Annotated in this window: 13 protein-coding genes; 7 read left to right on the top strand and 6 right to left on the bottom strand. The window is 73.9% G+C overall.

Features of this window, described 5'->3' with window-relative positions; translation table 11 throughout:
- The first annotated feature begins 89 nt into the window (after window positions 1–89).
- Window positions 90–590: a hypothetical protein gene (locus ACFZAM_RS27565; RefSeq protein ID WP_355344009.1), complete on the top strand. Its 501-nt coding sequence runs from the start codon at window positions 90–92 to the stop codon at window positions 588–590.
- Window positions 591–819: 229 nt separating this feature from the next.
- Here the strand turns inward: ACFZAM_RS27565 and ACFZAM_RS27560 are convergent, their stop codons facing one another.
- Both ACFZAM_RS27560 and ACFZAM_RS27555 read right to left on the bottom strand, forming a co-directional pair.
- A complete protein-coding gene (locus ACFZAM_RS27560) occupies window positions 820–2,763 on the bottom strand; it encodes an N-acetylmuramoyl-L-alanine amidase (protein WP_391050110.1) in 1,944 nt (647 codons plus the stop codon).
- A 302-nt stretch (window positions 2,764–3,065) separates the two neighbouring features.
- Window positions 3,066–4,154 (bottom strand): aminoglycoside phosphotransferase family protein, encoded by a 1,089-nt coding sequence (locus ACFZAM_RS27555; protein WP_355344012.1) that lies wholly within the window; start codon window positions 4,152–4,154, stop codon window positions 3,066–3,068.
- 226 nt (window positions 4,155–4,380) lie between these two features.
- Between ACFZAM_RS27555 and ACFZAM_RS27550 the strand changes: the two genes are divergently transcribed.
- Complete coding sequence (locus ACFZAM_RS27550) at window positions 4,381–5,862, top strand: hypothetical protein (protein ID WP_391050109.1); 1,482 nt, start codon at window positions 4,381–4,383, stop codon at window positions 5,860–5,862.
- A gap of 213 nt (window positions 5,863–6,075) precedes the next feature.
- Here the strand turns inward: ACFZAM_RS27550 and ACFZAM_RS27545 are convergent, their stop codons facing one another.
- Window positions 6,076–7,545: a SpoIIE family protein phosphatase gene (locus ACFZAM_RS27545; RefSeq protein WP_391050107.1), complete on the bottom strand. Its 1,470-nt coding sequence runs from the start codon at window positions 7,543–7,545 to the stop codon at window positions 6,076–6,078.
- A gap of 385 nt (window positions 7,546–7,930) precedes the next feature.
- On the opposite strand from ACFZAM_RS27545, the gene ACFZAM_RS27540 reads away from it, so the two are divergent.
- The 4 genes from ACFZAM_RS27540 to ACFZAM_RS27525 all read left to right on the top strand — a co-directional run bounded on the left by ACFZAM_RS27540 (window position 7,931) and on the right by ACFZAM_RS27525 (window position 13,072).
- The gene (locus ACFZAM_RS27540) at window positions 7,931–9,358 is read left to right on the top strand and encodes a HEAT repeat domain-containing protein (protein WP_391050105.1); all 1,428 of its coding nucleotides are present in this window, start codon (window positions 7,931–7,933) and stop codon (window positions 9,356–9,358) included.
- A 191-nt stretch (window positions 9,359–9,549) separates the two neighbouring features.
- A complete protein-coding gene (locus ACFZAM_RS27535; RefSeq protein ID WP_391050103.1) occupies window positions 9,550–10,671 on the top strand; it encodes a glycosyltransferase in 1,122 nt (373 codons plus the stop codon).
- Entirely contained in the window at window positions 10,668–12,086 is a 1,419-nt protein-coding gene (locus tag ACFZAM_RS27530; RefSeq protein WP_391050102.1) for a glycosyltransferase, read from the top strand. Before ACFZAM_RS27535 ends, ACFZAM_RS27530 begins: the two co-directional genes overlap by 4 nt.
- Entirely contained in the window at window positions 12,083–13,072 is a 990-nt protein-coding gene (locus tag ACFZAM_RS27525; protein ID WP_391050100.1) for a GDSL-type esterase/lipase family protein, read from the top strand. The genes ACFZAM_RS27530 and ACFZAM_RS27525 overlap by 4 nt, the downstream gene beginning before the upstream one ends.
- On the opposite strand, the gene ACFZAM_RS27520 is transcribed toward ACFZAM_RS27525, so the two are convergent.
- Genes ACFZAM_RS27520 through ACFZAM_RS27510 form a run of 3 tightly spaced genes read right to left on the bottom strand, consistent with a single transcriptional unit; the run spans window position 12,973 to window position 15,394 of the window.
- On the bottom strand, window positions 12,973–13,905 hold the full coding sequence (locus ACFZAM_RS27520; protein WP_391050098.1) for a 5-oxoprolinase/urea amidolyase family protein: 933 nt from the start codon (window positions 13,903–13,905) through the stop codon (window positions 12,973–12,975). The two genes, ACFZAM_RS27525 and ACFZAM_RS27520, sit on opposite strands and share 100 nt — an antisense overlap.
- Window positions 13,902–14,513, bottom strand: coding sequence for a carboxyltransferase domain-containing protein (locus ACFZAM_RS27515; RefSeq protein WP_391050097.1), 612 nt, complete (start codon window positions 14,511–14,513; stop codon window positions 13,902–13,904). The genes ACFZAM_RS27520 and ACFZAM_RS27515 overlap by 4 nt, the downstream gene beginning before the upstream one ends.
- Before the next feature lie 47 nt (window positions 14,514–14,560).
- Window positions 14,561–15,394, bottom strand: coding sequence for a 5-oxoprolinase subunit PxpA (locus tag ACFZAM_RS27510; protein WP_391050095.1), 834 nt, complete (start codon window positions 15,392–15,394; stop codon window positions 14,561–14,563).
- A gap of 207 nt (window positions 15,395–15,601) precedes the next feature.
- Here ACFZAM_RS27510 and ACFZAM_RS27505 point away from each other — a divergent pair, with 207 nt between their 5' ends.
- The gene (locus ACFZAM_RS27505) at window positions 15,602–17,113 is read left to right on the top strand and encodes a hypothetical protein (protein WP_355344041.1); all 1,512 of its coding nucleotides are present in this window, start codon (window positions 15,602–15,604) and stop codon (window positions 17,111–17,113) included.
- The last annotated feature ends 64 nt before the right edge of the window (window positions 17,114–17,177 follow it).

Below are 17,177 nucleotides of genomic sequence, written 5' to 3'. Positions count from 1 at the left end.
ATCGCACCGGCCGGGGCGGCACGCGACCAGGGCACGGAAGGGGCGCGGGCCCGGTCCCCGGCGGCGGTCGCTACCCGTACGATGGCGGCATGTCCTTCCTCCGCCGCCGTAGCGCAGCCACGCCCACCGGGCCGGACTTCGATGTCCTCGCGATGGACCCGGGGGACTGGCCCGGTGACCTCGGCGCCGGGCTGCTGCCCGGCCCCGACGGCAGTTGCCAGGGCATCTATCTGCGCTACGACCTGTTCGGCGGACGCGGCCCCGCGATGCTGATCGGCAACCTCCCGGTCGGCTCGCCCGCCCGCGAGCTGGACGACGGCCAGGTGCCCTTCGAGGTGGCCCAGCTCCTCGCGGCACTCGGCAACGACGAACCGGCCGAGGTCACCGGGATCGAGGACACCCCCGTGATGCACGGCGACAGCCTGCTGATCGTGCGCCGGATCAAGATCTCCGAGTCGCGGGTCGCCTGCGCCCAGTTCGACCGCAGCGACGGCGTCCAGGTCACCATCGCCACCTGGGACCGGCCGATCACCGACGATCTGTACCAGCTTCTGAAGCCGCTGCCCGCGGAGATGTTCCAGGCGGGCTGAGACCCGGCGTACACACACACCTTCCGCGGGGCGGACGCTCAGGACGCGGACGCGACAGGACGCCCAGGACACGCACGCTTCGGCACGCGCACGCTTCGGCACGCGCACGCTTCGGCACACGCACGCTTGGCGACACGGGCGCGACAGGACACGGCGAAGGGCGGCACCGGATTCCCGGTGCCGCCCTTCCCCCGCTACCCTCGGGCCCGCCGCCGCGGGCCCGGCGGACTCAGCGCGGAGCGCCCAGCACCGACGGCAGCAAGGTCACGTCGGAGGCCATCACGTACTCCACCCGGTGGCCGAGCTGGATCTCGTAGTAGAGCTGCTTCCCGCGCACCACCTTCTGGTTGCTGGTGTCGAAGGAGGTCGAGTAGAAGTACTCGCCCGGCACCACATTGCCGACCACGTACCGCTGTCCGGCCGGGATCGCGTACGGCATCGGGAAGATGCCCTGCACCGGCACGTCCGCCGGATACGCCGCCGCCTCCGGGTACGCGCGGCCGTAGACCGGGATGCTCGCCAGCCCCTTCTTCGGGGTGATCACCAGGCCGATCGAGTTGACGGCCGTCGGCCGCGACGCCGGGTTGTGGAACCACGCCTTCTGGCCGAGGTACCACACCGCCGTCCAGTCGCCCTGCCGCTCGGCCACCGCGAACTGCTGGCCCGCGGAGGCCCGCGCGCCCACGTCGTTGACGCCCGTGGTGCTCGCGCCGGTCGCGCCGTGCAGCCCGATGTCCTTGACCAGCGGCGCGTCCTCGCTCGGCGCCGTGTACAGCCGGACCGCGTCGGAGCCGTGCGCGGGACAGACCGCCGCGGCCGTCACACAGCCGGTGTAGACCGGCTGGTTGGTGTCGTAGTCGGGGGCGATGGTGACCACGCCGCCCCAGGCGCCGGCGGTCGCGCGCAGGGGGGCGCCCATCAGCGCCATGTAGTGACCCCAGTCCCAGTACGGACCCGGGTCGGTGTGCATCCCCGAGATGTACGAGGCCGTCGGGCCCGGCACATTGTCGTGCCCGAGGATGTGCTGCCGGTCCAGCGGGATGTGGTACTTCGCCGCCAGGTACTTCACCAGCCGCGCGGACGTGCGGTACATCGACTCCGTGTACCAGGTGCCCGGATCGGTCAGGAAGCCCTCGTGCTCGATGCCGACGGACTTGGAGTTGGTGTACCAGTTGCCCGCGTGCCAGCCGACGTCCTTGGTGTTCAGGTGCTGGGCGATGTGCCCGTCGGAGGAGCGCACGGTGTAGTGCCAGGCCAGATACGTCGGGTCCTGGACGAGCTGGAGGGCGGTGTCCCAGTAGCCCTCGGTGTCGTGGATGACGATCGTGTCGATCTTCTCGGTGTTCGGCCGGTCGGCCTTGTCGTAGTTGCCGTAGTCCCCGCCGCCGGTGTCCTCGTACGGTGCCGGGATCCACTCGCAGCCCAGGCCGCTCGGGCACTCCGTCCCCGCCGCGTTGACCTGCTTCAGGCCGATCCTGGCGGCCTGGCCCGCCGCGGGCCTCACCGCGGGAGCCGCGGCCAGCGTGACCCGCTGCCCGGCGTCGGTGGTCCGTGTCTGCCCCTGCTTCAGGACGTCGAAGACGTCGTCGGCGAAGGCCGCGGCCGTCGCCGTGTCGTCGGCGCCGGAGTAGCGGGCGACCGCCGCGTACCAGTCCGCGGGATCCGAACTCAGCGGCTCGCCCAGCGACTTCTGGGTGTCGGCGAGCAGCGCCGCGCCGCCCGCCACATTCGTCGCCGCGTCCTCGCGCAGCGCACCGGCCGACAGCCCGGTCAGCGTCGCCGCGCGGTCCAGCGTGGTGTACGAGGCGGGCAGCGCGGCCAGATCGGGCGCCTGCGCGGTCGCCGTACTGATCATCGGCCGGGTGTCGTCCCCGCGCCCGTCGTCCGCGCCGTCCCCCATGCCCTTGCTCGGGAAGTCCGCGAGGGCGGTACGGGTGTCGGTCAGATGCATCGGCCCGTAGCCGCCGGTCACACTCGGCATGCCCTGGTGGCCGTCCCAGCGGGACTCCAGATACGACACGCCCAGCAGCACGCTCTGCGGCACGTGGTACGCCTTGGCGGCGTCCGTGAACGCCTGTTGCAGCGAGCCCGCGGCACTCGGGCCGGGCTCGGCCGCGTGGGCGACACCGAACACCGGGAGCAGAGCGGCGGCAGCCGCGGCGGCCGTGGCCATACGCAGCGCGCGCCGTCCACGGCGTCTGTCGGACGGGGGAGCGGATCCTCGCAAAGCAGCCTCCTCCAAGAGATGCCGAACGATCGGCACCACAGAGGTATCGGCTGCCGGAACATCCGTCAACCATCCGTCAGGCATCCGGACACGAGGCCGTCTTCGCACGTCAGCGGCGTATTTGGGAAGTTTCCCCGCTGCGGCGTGCTGGCCTGCTCCTCGTCAGTGGTGTGGACCAGTGGGGCGCGCGGGACGGCGCGCGGAACTCGTGGCCGGCCGCGGTCACGGTGTACCCGTCCGGTCCGCTCCTACCGGGTGCCGACCGCGGCGCGCACCGCCCTGCGGGCCATGCCGCAGTCGTCGTGCAGGCGGCGCAGCAGCAGCCGCTGCTCCTCGCCCGCCTCGGCCGCGCCGGGCGCCACGGGTCCCACGGCCCGCATCGTGCGCTGGACGGCCGTCTCGTAGGTGCGGATCTCCCGGGTCAGCACCAGCATCAGATTGACCAGGAAGGAGTCCCGCGCCGCCGGACCCTGCGCCTGCGCCTGCTGGCTGATCTGCCGCCGCGCCGCCGGGTCGTCGCCGAGCACCGACCACAGCACCGCCAGGTCGTACCCCGGCAGATACCAGCCCGAGTGCTCCCAGTCGACCAGCGAGGGACCCGCGGGCGACAGCAGCACATTCGACAACTGCGCGTCGCCGTGGCAGAACTGCCCCTGCACATGGGCCAGTCCGTGCAGAAGCTGCTGGAGGTCGCCCATGTCCCGGTCGGTCAGCAGCCCCAACTCGTGGTAGCGGTTGATGCGGACGGGATAGTCGATCGGCGCGTCGAAGGAACCGGCGGGCGGGCGCCACATGTTGACGCGCGAGTACGCCGAGAGCGCCGCCCGCACATCGCCCTTGGTCGGCGGCTGCACCGGGTGCCGCTGCGGCGACACCACCCGTCCGGGCATCCGCTCCATCACCAGCACACAGCTCTCGGGGTCCGCGGCGATCAGCCGCGGCACCCGGACCGGCGGCCGGTGCCGGACGAACGTGCGGTAGGCCGCTATCTCCTGGCGGAAACGCTCCGCCCAGGCGGGGGACTGGTCGAGCAGACACTTCGCGACGGCCGGAGCGCGCCCCGAGGTGCCGATCAGCAGCGCGGTACGGCCGCCGCGGCGCAGGAGCTGGACCGGGGCGAACTCGGGGCAGATGCGCTGCACGGCGGCGACGGCGGTGCGCAACTGGGCGCCCTGTGGGCCGGTCAAGTCGAGTCTCCCGCTGAGCGGATGGGAGCTGCCCGCGGGCCGGCCGACGCGCCGTACGGCGGTGGCCTGGCGGGGGCGGAGGGCGGATTCCGCGACGGCGGGGTACGACGGCCGGGGCGGTGCGGACACGGAGGACGATGCCGAATACATGAGGAGAAGCAGATCCCTTCGTGTGCCAACGGTTCAGGGGCGCCACGGCCGGTCCGGTACCGCACCCTGGGGAATGCGGAGACGGACCGGGGTGGCGCGTTCCTACCTGACACCCGCCCGCGGGTGGCACACCACGTAGCGGACCCTGGCGAACCCTGGCGAATAGTCGCGAGGCCATTGTCAGGGGGAATAGTGTCAATTCAGCCGAGGAACCTGGGGGCTTGACGTGGGCAATGAAGCCAACACCCGACTCGCGGACCTGTTCGGCCTCACCGGCTGGTCCAAGGGCGAACTCGCACGGTTGGTCAACCGGCAGGCGGCGGCCATGGGCCATCCGCAGCTGTCGACCGACACATCGCGCGTACGCCGTTGGATCGAGACCGGTGAGTCGCCGCGCGATCCCGTGCCGAAGGTGTTGGCCGCGCTGTTCACCGAGCGTCTCGGCCGTGTCGTGACCATCGAGGATCTCGGGTTCGACCGGCGCCGGAAGACGGGAAAAAGACAGACCGGAGACGGCCTCCCGTGGCCGCCGGAACGAACCGCCGCGGTCCTCACCGAATTCACGGGAATGGACCTCATGCTCAACCGACGCGGTCTGGTGGGCGCGGGCGCCGCGCTCGCCACCGGTTCCGTACTCAGCACCGCCATGCACGACTGGCTGCACACCGACCCGGCCCTCGCGGCCGACGCGCCAGTCCTCGACGATCCGCTCGACGCCGACCCCGCCGCCTACGACCAGTACGAGGCGGTACCGGTCGGCTCCCAGGAGATCGAGTCGCTGGAACGCTCGGTCGAGGTGTTCCGCGCCTGGGACGCCTCACGAGGCGGCGGCCTCCAGCGCAAGGCCGTGGTCGGCCAGCTCAACGAGGTGGGCGGCATGCTCTCCTACGCCCACCCCGCGCATCTCCAGCGCCGGTTGTGGGGCGTGGCCGCCAACCTCGCGGTGCTGGCGGGCTGGATGTCGCACGACGTGGGCCTGGAACCCACCGCCCAGAAGTACTTCGTGATCGCCGCACACGCCGCGCGGGAGGGCGGCGACCGGCCCAGGGCCGGCGAGGCGCTGTCCAGGGCCGCCCGCCAGATGGTGCACCTGGGGCGGCCGGACGACGCGCTGGACCTGATGAAGCTCGCCAAGTCCGGTTCCGGCGAGTCCGCGCTGCCGCGCACCCGCGCCATGCTGCGCACCATCGAGGCGTGGGCGCAGGCGTCCATGGGCCGTGGCCAGGCGATGCGGCGGACCCTCGGCGAGGCCGAGGACCTGTTCGTGTCCGACAAGGGCGATGTACCCGCGCCCAGTTGGATGCAGAATTTCGACGAGGCCGACCTGCACGGGATGCAGGCGCTCGCCTTCCGCACCCTGGCCGACCACGACCCGTCGGCCGCGGCCGAGGCGCAACTCCACGCCAAGAAGGCGCTGGTGCTGCGGGGCGGCGGCCACGAGCGGTCGATGATCTTCGACTATCTGTCGCTGGCGTCGGCCTGCTTCATCGCCGACGACCCGGAGGAGGCCGACCGCTACGCCCGGATGGCGCTGCTCACCATCGGGGAGACCTCCTCGCATCGCACCTGGGACCGGCTGCGCGAGATGTACCGGCTCACCGGCCGGTATTCCGGCTACACCAAGATCCAGGATCTGCGCACCGAGATCGAGACGGCACTGCCGAAATCCAAGGGGAAGGGAACCACCGGGAAGACCCGCTCCGTGTAACAGCGGCCGGCCGGCCTGCCGCCGAACGGGTCGGACAGCTCGTACGACAGCACGGATGAGATCCCTGCCGGGCTCTCGAGGGTCTCGAAAAAGAAGACCGCGATTCACCCGCGGAGCGCACGCGCGGAATGCCCGTACGGAATGCCGTATGGAATTCGTGCGCGCGACCTGTCCGCGGAACGTGTCCACGGGAAAGGAAGCAGGAAAGAAGGCTCAGGCGATCCTGGCGATCAGCACACAGGCGTCGTCCTCGCGCTCCGGGGTGCCGAACTCCTCGGCGACGATCCGCACGCAGTCCTGTGCGGTCCGGGCGCGGGCGAACAGCGGTGCCATCGCCAGGAGTCGTCCCGAGCCGCTCTCGGTGTCGGTGTCCAGCGCGGAACGGCGCGGCACGAGGCCGTCGGTGTGCAGCACCAGCAGATCACCGGCGGCCAGTTGCTCGTCGGCCTGCCCGTACAGGGCACCGGAGGTCGCTCCGAGCAGGACGCCCTCGGGGGATTCGAGCACCCGCCCCGCTCCGTCGCGGAACAGCAGCGGGGCGGGGTGGCCCGCCTGGGCCCAGCGCAGCAGCCGGGTCGACGGCTCGTACCGGCAGCACAGGGCGCTGCCGAGCGCGGGCTGCGCCGAGGTGTCGAGCAGTTCGTTGAGCCAGCCCATCAGGGGGCCGGGCTGGAGGCCCGCGACGGCCATGCCGCGCAGCGCGCCCAGCAGCATCGCCATACCGGACGTGGCGGCCACCCCGTGTCCGGTGAGGTCGCCGACCGTGAGTAAGGAGGACCCGTCGGGCAACTGCATCGCGTCGTACCAGTCGCCGCCGATGAGGGCGCTGGTGCCGGACGGCAGATAATGCGCTGCCAGGTCCATCGTGGTGGGCCCCCCGTCCTGCGGGAACCGCAGGGTGCCGCGCCAGGGCGGCAGCACGGCCTCCTGCAGCTCAACCGCCAGCCGACGCTCGGTCTGCGCGATCTGCCGCTGCCGCTGGAGGGAGTCACGGGTCTCCCGGAGCGTGCGCTGGCTGCGCCGCAGGTCGCTGACGTCCCGCAACACCGCCCACATGGACACGGTGTCCCCGTCGGCGCCGAGTACCGGCTCGCCGACCATGTGCACCGTACGCACGGACCCGTCCGCGCGCACGATACGGAATTCGCCGTCGATCGGACGGCCGTCGACCAGGCAGCCGGTCACCATCTCGGTGAGGATCTGCTGGTCCTCGGAGAACAGCCACGAGGGCAGCTCGTCCAGGGTCAGCGGACCGTCGGCGGACTCCCGGCCGAAGATCCGGTACAGCTCGTCCGACCACTGCGCGTCATCGGTGAGCAGGTCCCACTCCGCGCTGCCCGCCCGGCCCAGCGCGCTGACCGCGTCGGGCCCCGGCGGCAGGGACGTCTGCGACGGCAGGTCCACCAGCAGGTCGGCGGTCAGCGGGTCGCCGCCCGGATACCCGGTGTCCAGGCCGTCCCTGAGCTGGCCGAGGTGGGTGTCCACGTCGTCGAGCTGGTGCACGGCCAGATCGCACAGGGCGCGCTGCCAGCGCAACTGGGGGTCCTCGGCGGCGGCGGCGCTCTCGCGCAGCACCGAATCCACCTGGGTCCTGAGGCGACGCGCCTGAGAGATCAGGGCGTCCACCGCACCGGGATCCGGTGGCTGCGCGGAGTTGTGCTCCGCGTGCGTGGGGAACGGCATGACACACTCCGAACGTGTCTGCTGGCAGGCGCTGAACGGCCGTCGCGGACGGAAGGACCGGTAACGACTGTTGCACAGGGAGCGATCGGCCGTAAGGGTTTCCGCGATACCCGATACGGTGGTGCTTCTGGCATATGCCACCAGCCCAGCGGCATAACGCCACCCTCCGCGCCACCCCACCGGCCGTTCCCGCGCCACCCGTTCGACACCCGCCCGCCGCCCGGAAGCGACACGGCACACCCCGAGTCGGTAGGCTTCCGCCGCCCGTCCCCACGGAATCCCCCGTTCCCGTCCGGCATGAAACCGACGACGGCCGGTAAGGATGCCGGGCACCGGTAGCGGAAATCCCGTTGCCATGGAACCCCCCGCACCGGATGCTGACCTCATGTTCGACCCAGACATAGCGCCCAGTGGATCCCTTCTCGGCCTCCTCCAGCGAGGACGCGGAGACGGGCCCCTGCATGCCCTGGCGGCGCCGCGGACGGAAGCCCTCGCCGCTTTGGAGCAGTGCGTGCTGCGCGATCCCCGGCTCGACTGGCGGGTCGAGTCGCGCTCCTTGTATTACGCGCGCCTCTACTCGGACCTGGAGAGCCCGCTCGACGGGATCGAACACCACCTCTTCCACCCGGACGACCTGGTCGCCCCGGACGAGCACCGCTGCGGCCTCGCCCTGTCCGTCCTCGGCCACCTCGCCGGATACGGCCGCCGCGACGCGCTGCACCTGCTGCGGCGGTACGCGGCCACCGGCGGCTGCTGGGAATGGGCGCTCGACGAGCTGGCGGTCCGCGACGACGAGGCGGGACTGCGCGCGCTGGGTCCCGCCGTCGTCGCCCGCTTCCCGCACACCCCCGAAGGCGACGCGGAACTGGCCCGCGCCGTCCGCGAGGCCTACGAACCCCGCCCGTGGCAGCTCTGGGCCGAAGACGCCTCGCAACCGGCCACCGCGACCCGCGTGGCCAAGGCCGCGGAACAGGTCTCGTTCGACCGCTGGCAGCGCCAGATGCGCTCCGCGGGCCCGACCCCCGGCTGGAGCGTCACCGCCGTCCTCGAATGGGCGCAGCAGGGACTGACCCGCCACCCCCGCCTCGAACGCGACCAGCCCGCCGCCCGCTGCCTGGCCGCCGTCGCGGGCCCCGAGGACCACGCGGAACTGCTGGAAGCGGCCCTGCACGGCCCCTCAGCCGCCCGCGCCGCCGCGCTGCGCCACCTCACCGACCGCTGCGACCCCCGGCGCCTGGACCTGATCGAGACGGCCGCGGTCTCCACCGACGACCTTGTCGTACGCGCCGCCCTCGAATCCCTGGAACGGCTCAGGGACGACGAGGCGATGGCCCGCGCCCGCGTCTGGGCCGCCCGCACCGACCCGCTCGGCTCCGCCGCCGCCCGGCTGCTCGCCCGCCACGGCGGACCGCAGGACGCCGAGCACGTGCTGGGCGCGCTGCGCAGGACCGTACAGACCGGCGGCGCGGACGCCGAAGGGCTCGACGCGCTCGTCGAGGGAGTCGGCCGGCTCTCCGCCTGCCTGGCCGCACCCGTCCTGCGGCACATCTACCGGGAGACGTCGTCCTCCCAGCTCCGCGGCACCGCCGCCGTCGCGCTCGCCGTCACCGACCCCGGTTTCGCCGCCGGTTTCGCCGTCGAGTGCCTGTGGGACTGCGAGGAGAGCACCCGCGAGCTGGCCGCGCACCGCGCGACGTCCGGTGACGTGAGGGTCCTGGCGCAGCTGCGCAGACTGGCGGCGGACCCCGCGGAAGAGGCCGAAGTGCAGACCGCCGTACGCGGCCGGCTCAGTTCCGGCGGTACGTCCAGGTAGGCGGCCGGCCCGCGGGCGGACCACGGAGAACCCGGCGCGGGTCTCAGGGCGTGTCCGGCGGATCACGAACGGCCCCTTCGGCACCCGGACCGCCCATGATCCGCCGGGCGGGCCCTAACGCTCATGGGGCGTTCCACTTCGGGAAAGATCCACGTGGCCCTGACAACGCTCAATGCGGCGACAACCACGGTATGCGTGTCGCCATCGTCACAGAGTCCTTCCCACCCGACGTCAACGGAGTGGCCCACTGCGCCCTGCGCACGGCCGAGCACCTCGCCCGGCGCGGCCACGAACCGCTCGTGGTCGCGCCCGCGGGCCCGGCCGACCAGGACCCCGGTCCCGACCCCTGTCCCGTCATCCGCGTCCCCTCCCTCCCCCTGCCCGGCTACCCGCAGGTGCGGGTCGCGCTGCCGGGCCGCCGTACCGCCGCCGCCATCGCCGCGCACCGGACGGAGCTGGTCCACCTGGCCAGTCCCTTCGTGCTCGGCGCGCGCGGCCTGGCCGCCGCCACTCGGTTGCGTATCCCCGCCGTCGCCGTCTACCAGACCGACCTCGCCGGATACGCCAGGACGTATCTGAACGCGGGCGAGTCCGCCGCCTGGCGCCGGATCCGCGCGGTGCACTCCGCCGCTGCCCGCACCCTGGCCCCCTCCTCCGCGTCCGTCAGCGCGCTGGCGGAACAGGGCGTGCCGCGCGTCCACTTGTGGCCGCGCGGCGTCGACTCCGACCGCTTCCACCCCGCGCGCCGCGACGGGGCGCTGCGCCGCGAACTGGCCCCGAACGGCGAGCTGATCGTCGGATACGTCGGCAGGCTCGCGCCGGAGAAGCACGTCGAACTGCTCGCCGGACTCTGCGAACTGCCCGGTGTGCGCGTGGTCGTCGTCGGCGACGGCCCCAGCGCGCCGAGCCTGCGCACCGCCCTGCCGGGCACGGTCTTCATGGGCCGCAGGACCGGCACCGAACTCGCCCGCATCCACGCCTCCTTCGACGTCTTCTGCCACACAGGGCCGTTCGAGACCTTCTGCCAGACCGTGCAGGAGGCGATGGCCAGTGGAGTCCCCGTCGTCGCCCCGGCGGCCGGCGGCCCCCTCGACCTCGTCCAGCACGGCCGCACCGGCCTGCTGGTGCCGCCGCTCGACCCGGCGGCCGTCCGCTCGGCCGTCCAGTTCCTGCTCGGCGACGACGGGCTGCGCGAGCGCTACGGGAGCGCGGCTCGCACAGCGGTCGCCGACCGTACGTGGGAGGCCGTCGGCGACCAACTCCTCGGCCACTACGACCAGGTGCTCGGCGAGCGCGAGGCGGCAGCGGCATGACCACCGACATGAGCGGCGGCGTCAACGGCGACGGCATGAGCGGCGCGGGCGACCGCATGACCACCGGTACGCGAACGGCCGGTACGGCGAGCGGCGCGCGAACCGGCGGCACCATCACAGACTTCGGCACCGACCCCACCGACGGCAGGGACGACGTCATGTACGGCCAGGACGACCTCGAATCACCCGACGGCGGCGCCCGCACCGCCCCGCACCCCCTCGACCGCGACCCCGAGTCCGCCCTGCGCATCGTGCGGCTCGCCAACTTCGTCACGCCCGTCTCCGGCGGCCTGCGCACCGCGCTGCGCCACCTCGGCGAGGGCTACGCGGCGGCGGGCCACGAACCCGTGCTGATCGTCCCCGGCGCCACCGCCTCCGACGAACTCACCCCGCAGGGGCGGGTGATCACCCTGCCGGGCCCTGAGATCCCCGGCACCGGCGGCTACCGCGTACTGGCCCGCCGCGCCCCCGTGGAGGCCGTACTCGCCTCGCTCGCCCCCGACCGGATCGAGGTCTCCGACCGCACCACCCTGCGCTGGACGGGGGAGTGGGCCAGGCGGCACCGCGTCCCCTCCCTGATGGTGTCCCACGAGAGCGCCGACGGTGTGCTCGGCACCTGGGGCCTGCCCTCGGGACCCGCCCGCCGCGCCGCCGACACCCTCAACCGCCGTACCGCGCTGGCCTACACGCGTGTGGTGTGCACCACGGCCTGGGCCGCCGCCGAATTCGAGCGGATCGGCGCCCGCAACGTCGTACGCGCCCCGCTCGGCGTCGACCTCGAAGGCTGCCACCCCGGTGCCCGGAACCCGCGGCTGCGCGAGACGCACGGGCACGGCGCCGCCGTCCTGCTCGTGCTCTGCTCGCGGCTCTCGCCCGAGAAGCGGCCGGGCATGGCGCTGGAGACCCTGGCCCACCTGCGCGGCTCCGGCGTCGACGCGGCGCTGGTGGTCGCGGGCGAGGGACCCCTGCGGCCCCGGCTCACCGCCCAGGCCAGGGCCGCCCGGCTGCCGGTCACCTTCCTCGGCCATGTGCCGCGGCGCGCCGACCTCGCCGCACTGCTCGCCACCGCCGACGTGGCACTGGCACCGGGACCCGTCGAGACCTTCGGTCTGGCCGCCCTCGAAGCCCTCGCGTGCGGCACCCCCGTGGTGGCCAGCTCCCGCTCCGCGCTGCCCACCCTCATCGGACCGGCGGGCGGCTGCGCCGACACACCCGCCGAGTACGCCGCCGCCGTACAGCGAATCCTGGCCGCGCCCGAGGAGGGGCGCCGCGCCATGGCCCGCACCCGCGCCGAGCTGTACACCTGGCCCGCCGCCGTCAACGCCTTCCTCACCGCGCACCGGGCCGCCGTCGGCGCCGCCGCGCCGTCCGCGCGCCGCCGGACCGCACCGGAGTCCGACGGGGTCAGGCCGTGACCGGCGCCGTGCGCTTCGCCGTACTCGGCGACTCGCTCAGCGAAGGGGTCGGCGACCCGCTGCCCGACGGCGGGTGGCGCGGCTGGGCGGCGCTGCTCGCCGACGGGCTCGCGGCGGCCCCGTACGACACCCGGACGCTCAACCTCGCCCGGAGCGGGGCCCGTTCGGGCGACGTGGCGGGTCCGCAGCTCGAAGCGGCGCTGCGGCACCGGCCGGACCTCGCGTCCGTGCTGGTCGGCGGGAACGACACGCTGCGCGGCGGCTTCGACATCCAGGCGGTGGCCGCCGAACTGCACGTCGTGATGGGCGCGTTGCGCGCCGAGGGCTGCGACGTGCTCACCGCGTGCCTGCCGGACCCCGGAACCGTGCTCGGGCTGCCGTGGCCGCTGGCCCGGCCGCTGGGCCGCAGGATGCGCGCGCTCAACGACACCGTGCACGCCCTGTCCGCACACCACGGCGCGCACCACCTCCACGCCGCGGAGCGCCACTGGGCGACCATGCCGGGAGCGCTGAGCGCCGACCGGCTGCACCCCAGCGAGACCGGACACCGGCTGCTCGCCCGCGACTTCCACGCCCTGCTCACCGCCGCGGGCCTCGCCCAGGGGCCCGCGCCCCGCCCCGAGCCGGACGGCGCGCCGCCCGGCCGCCGGGCCGCCGCGTGGTGGATGGCCACCCGCGGCACGCGCTGGATCGCCGACCGCTGCACCGACCTGCTGCCCGACCTGATCCGGCTGGCGGGCACCGAACTGCGCCACCACCGGCAGGGCGGCACAGCGGTGTTGGAGGAGGACGCGCGGCGCGCCACGGTCGCGGCGCTCGCCGCGCTCAAGGTCCCGCCGGGCCCGGCGGCGCGGCCGTATACCCCGCCGCGCCCACCGGCGCCGGGTCAGCGCGTGCTGAGCGGCACGAAGCGGACCGGCGTCCCCGGCGGTGACTGGGCGGCGGCCGGCAGCGAACCCTCGGGGACCACGCCGATGACCGGATAGCCGCCGGTGGTCGGATGGTCGGCGAGAAAGACCACAGGACAGCCGTCCGGAGGCACCTGCACAGCGCCGAGCACCATGCCCTCACTGGGCAGTTCACCGCCGCGGGCCCGGCGCAGCGCCGGGCCCCGCGTGCGCAGCCCGATCCGGTTGGACGCGGGTGAGACGGTGTAACCGCCGCCGAACAACGTACGGAAGGCGTCCGGCGCGAACCAGTCGTCACGCGGCCCGCGCGCCAACGGAAGGACCAACTCGGCTCCGGGACCGGGCAATGCCACCACATCGCCCTCGCCGAAGAGGCTGATGGAGTCTCCATCAGAGCTCACGTCGGAGCCCCTGATGACGTCCCCGGACCGGCCGCCGACAGGCAGCACGTCACCCCTCGCGAGCGGCGCGGGACCGAGCCCCGACAGCAGGTCCGTCGACCTGCTGCCCAGCACCGGCCGTACGGCCACACCGCCGGACACCGCCAGATAGCTGCGCAGCCCCGGCTCCGCCCGCCCCACGTCGAGCACCGCCCCGCCGGGCACCCGTACCGGCGCGCCCCACGCCGCGGGACGCCCGTCGACCCGCACCGCGCACGGCGCGCCCGTCACCGCCACCAGCACCGCGTGCGAGGCCCGCAGCGCGCAGCCGTCGACCGTCGTCTCCAGACCGGCGGCCTCCGCCGGATTGCCGACCAGCCGGTTCGCCGCCCGCAGCGCCGGACCGTCCAGCGCGCCGGACCGCGGCACCCCCAGATGCGCGTGGCCCGGCCGCCCGAGGTCCTGCACGGTGGTGAGCGCCCCCGCCCGTACGACGGCCAACTCGGCCTGCCCTGACGCCGTTTCCCTCACCCCCGCACCTCCGTGAACCGCACCTCGGTGCCGGGGCTCAGCAGCGCCGCGGGCTCCCGCTCGGGGTCCCAGAGCACGGCGTCCGTCGTGCCGACCAGTTGCCAACCGCCGGGCGAGGAGCGCGGATACACCCCCGCGTACGGTCCGGCCAGCGCGAAGGAGCCGGGCGGTACGGCGGTACGGGGCTCGGCCCGGCGCGGTACGCGCAGGTGCTCGGGCAGTCCGGTCAGATAGCCGAAGCCGGGCGCGAAGCCGCAGAAGGCCACACGGAAGGGCGTCGAGGTCACAGTCCCTGCCACCTCCTCGGGGGAGACCTGCCACAGCCCGGCCACCTCCGCGAGGTCGGGCCCGTCGAAGCGCACCGCGATCTCCACGGCCGCGCCCCGCCCACGCGGCACCGCGGGCACGTCCCACGCGGCCACCTCGGCGGCGAAGGCCCGCGGATCGGCGAGCCCGCACACCAGCACGGTACGGGCGGCGGGCACGATCTCCGTCACCCCGGCCAGTTCCCCGGCCGCCCGCCTGCGCAGCAACTCGGCGTGCAGCGCCTCCGTCTCCTCGCCGGTCGCGGACTCCACCAGTACGGCGTCCGCCCCGGCGCGCAGCACCCGTGGCCCCGTGCCCGCCCCGGAACCCGGCCCGGAACCCGCCCGGCTCACGCGAAGGCCGCGATCCGCAGACCCGACGCCTCCAGCGACTCCCGGACGCGGGCCGCCAGCCGGGCCGCGCCCGGTGTGTCGCCGTGCACGCACAAGGACCGCGCCGCGACCGGCACCCTCTCGCCGGTGATCGCCGTCACCCGCCCGTCGCGGGCGATGCCCACCGAGCGGGCCACCACCTCGTCCTCCGACTCCAGGACCGCGCCCGGCTCGCGGCGCGGGACCAGCGTGCCGCCCGAGGTGTAGGCGCGGTCGGCGAACGCCTCGTGGACCGTGGGCAGCCCTTCGCGGGCCGCCGCGAGCAGCAACTGCGAGCCGGGCAGGCCGAGTACGGGCAGTTCCCCCGCGAGCCGCACGCCCGCGACGACGGCCACCGCCTGCTCGGCGTCGTGCACCGCCCGGTTGTAGAGGGCGCCGTGCGGCTTGACGTACGCCACCGTGGTGCCCGTCGCGCGGGCGAAGACCTCCAACGCGCCGATCTGATAGGCGACTTCGGCGGCCAGTTCCTCCGGAGGCACGTCCATCGAGCGCCGGCCGAAACCGGCGAGGTCGCGGTAGGAGACCTGCGCGCCGATCCGTACGCCCCGCTCCGCCGCCAGTTCGCACACCCGCCACATCGTCGACGGGTCGCCCGCGTGGAAGCCGCACGCGACATTCGCGCTGGTGACGACGGACAGCAGCGCCTCGTCGTCGGTCAGCCGCCAGCGGCCGAAGCCCTCGCCGAGGTCGGCGTTGAGATCGATGACCGCGCCGGGGTCGGTGTCGGGTGCCGCGCCGGGAGGTGTCCGAGGAGCCGTGCCGGGTGCCGCCCCGGTGACCGCGTCCGCCATGATGATCAGCCCGTCCTCGTATCCTCGTATCCGCCTACGAACGGCGCCGAAGGTGCTCCGCGCGCCGCCCGCGAGTCTTCCGTGCCCGTGCCGTACCTGTCGCGGGACCGATCATGGCACTCCCGCGGGCCGACGCGCCGGGTGCCCGCCCCGTGGCGATCCGTGCCGTTTCGTTCGTTGTCGGTGCCACCGCCTAATGTGTGGGGCGTGACCACCACGATCCCGTACTCGCTGCCGGGCGCCGCCCGGCCCGCCCCGGGCCCGGCCGCCGACGAGGGCCTGGCCCGCAGGCTCAAGGCGCTCGCCTGCACGGCGCCGCTGCACGACCTCGACACCCGCAAGGCCAACCTCGCGGGCGAGTACTCGGTGTACGCGATGGCGGAGATCGCGCTGGCCGCGATCGACCTGGTCACGCTCAACATGGACTTCGACACCGGCGCGGACCACGACCAGATAGTGGCCAGACTGCTGCCCCGCGTCGCCGCGCAGGCCCCCGTCCGCGGCCAGGCCGAGCACGAGCGCGTCGCCCGCTGGGTGCTGGAGAATCTGATCAACGTCGGCAGCGCCGACCGCGGATTCCGCGCCGTCTACGGCACGTTCGGCGCCGACGGCGGATATGTGCGGCGGGACTACGACTTCAAGCTGATCGAGGAAGTGCCGGGCCCCGGCGGCAGCGTCTACCTGCGCACCACCGACGAGGCGGTCAACGTCCTGGTCGGCGCGCTCGACACCGACGTCACCAGCGCGCAGATCGCCGCCGAGGTCAAGCTGGAGGTGCTGATCAGCCGCGGCAGGCTCGCCGACGCCCAACTCGCCGCGGAACAGGCCAGGTACCGCACCGTGCAGTACGCGGAGACGCTGCGCCGCACCCTGGAGGCCACCCGGCGCAACGTCCGGGCGGTCGACTGGCTGCGGACCGTCCCCGACATGATCGCCGAGGCCCTCGACCACGTCGCCGACCGCTACCGGCACGAGAACGCGATCCTCACCAACATCCGCAAGGCGCGCGACGAGGCGGAGGAGCCGGAGCACAAGCGCCGCGCCGCCGAACTGGTCGACATCGTCAAGGACTGCATCCGGCGCCACACCCAGCTCCAGTCCAGGCTGCTGGAGGCCGGACCGCTGTTCCGCGCCGAGCAGGACCGGCAGGCGTTCGCCGCGCCCCCCGCGCGCGCCGGACTCGACCTGTACGGGCAGCTCGTCGCGCCCCTGCTGCCGATCCCGGTCGAGCGCGCGTCGCGGGTCACCGACGCGTTCTTCGCCCGCGGCGCGGGCCTGCGCACCCCGTCCGCCGTACGCGTCACCGACCTGGTCGAACTGCTGCTCACCCCGCCGCTGGAGCGGGAGCACCTGGGCGCGGAGATGCCGGAGCCCGACCTGGTCGCCACCCCGGACGACAGCCGGTTCAGCGAGGAACAGCTCGAATCCGCGCTCGATCTGCTCGACCTGCCCCACGACGCGCCCCGCCGCCTGTCGGGGCTCCTGGCCGACGCCCGCCGCCGCGACCCCGAACTGCCCTATCTGCTGGCCCTGCTGGCGATCCACGCCGCCTCCCCGCCGGTCGGCACCGCCTACCGCCAGGGCGAACAGCGCCTGCTCTTCGCGGTGGACGACGGCACGCCGCTGGACGACCACGAATTCGGCGGCGCCGACCTCATCGTCGGCACCGCGCGGCTGGACGCGGCGGCGATGACGGCCGCGCGCGCGGAGCCCGCGTGAGGCCCGGCACGGCGCCCGCCCGCCGTTTCCGACCCGGCGGCGGGCGACCACGTACGGCGGACGC

It is taken from the genome of Streptomyces sp. NPDC008079, assembly GCF_042957385.1.
Lineage (GTDB): Bacteria > Actinomycetota > Actinomycetes > Streptomycetales > Streptomycetaceae > Actinacidiphila.
Note: the sequence above shows the minus strand (reverse complement) of the source record. Positions and strands in the feature narration are given on the sequence as shown.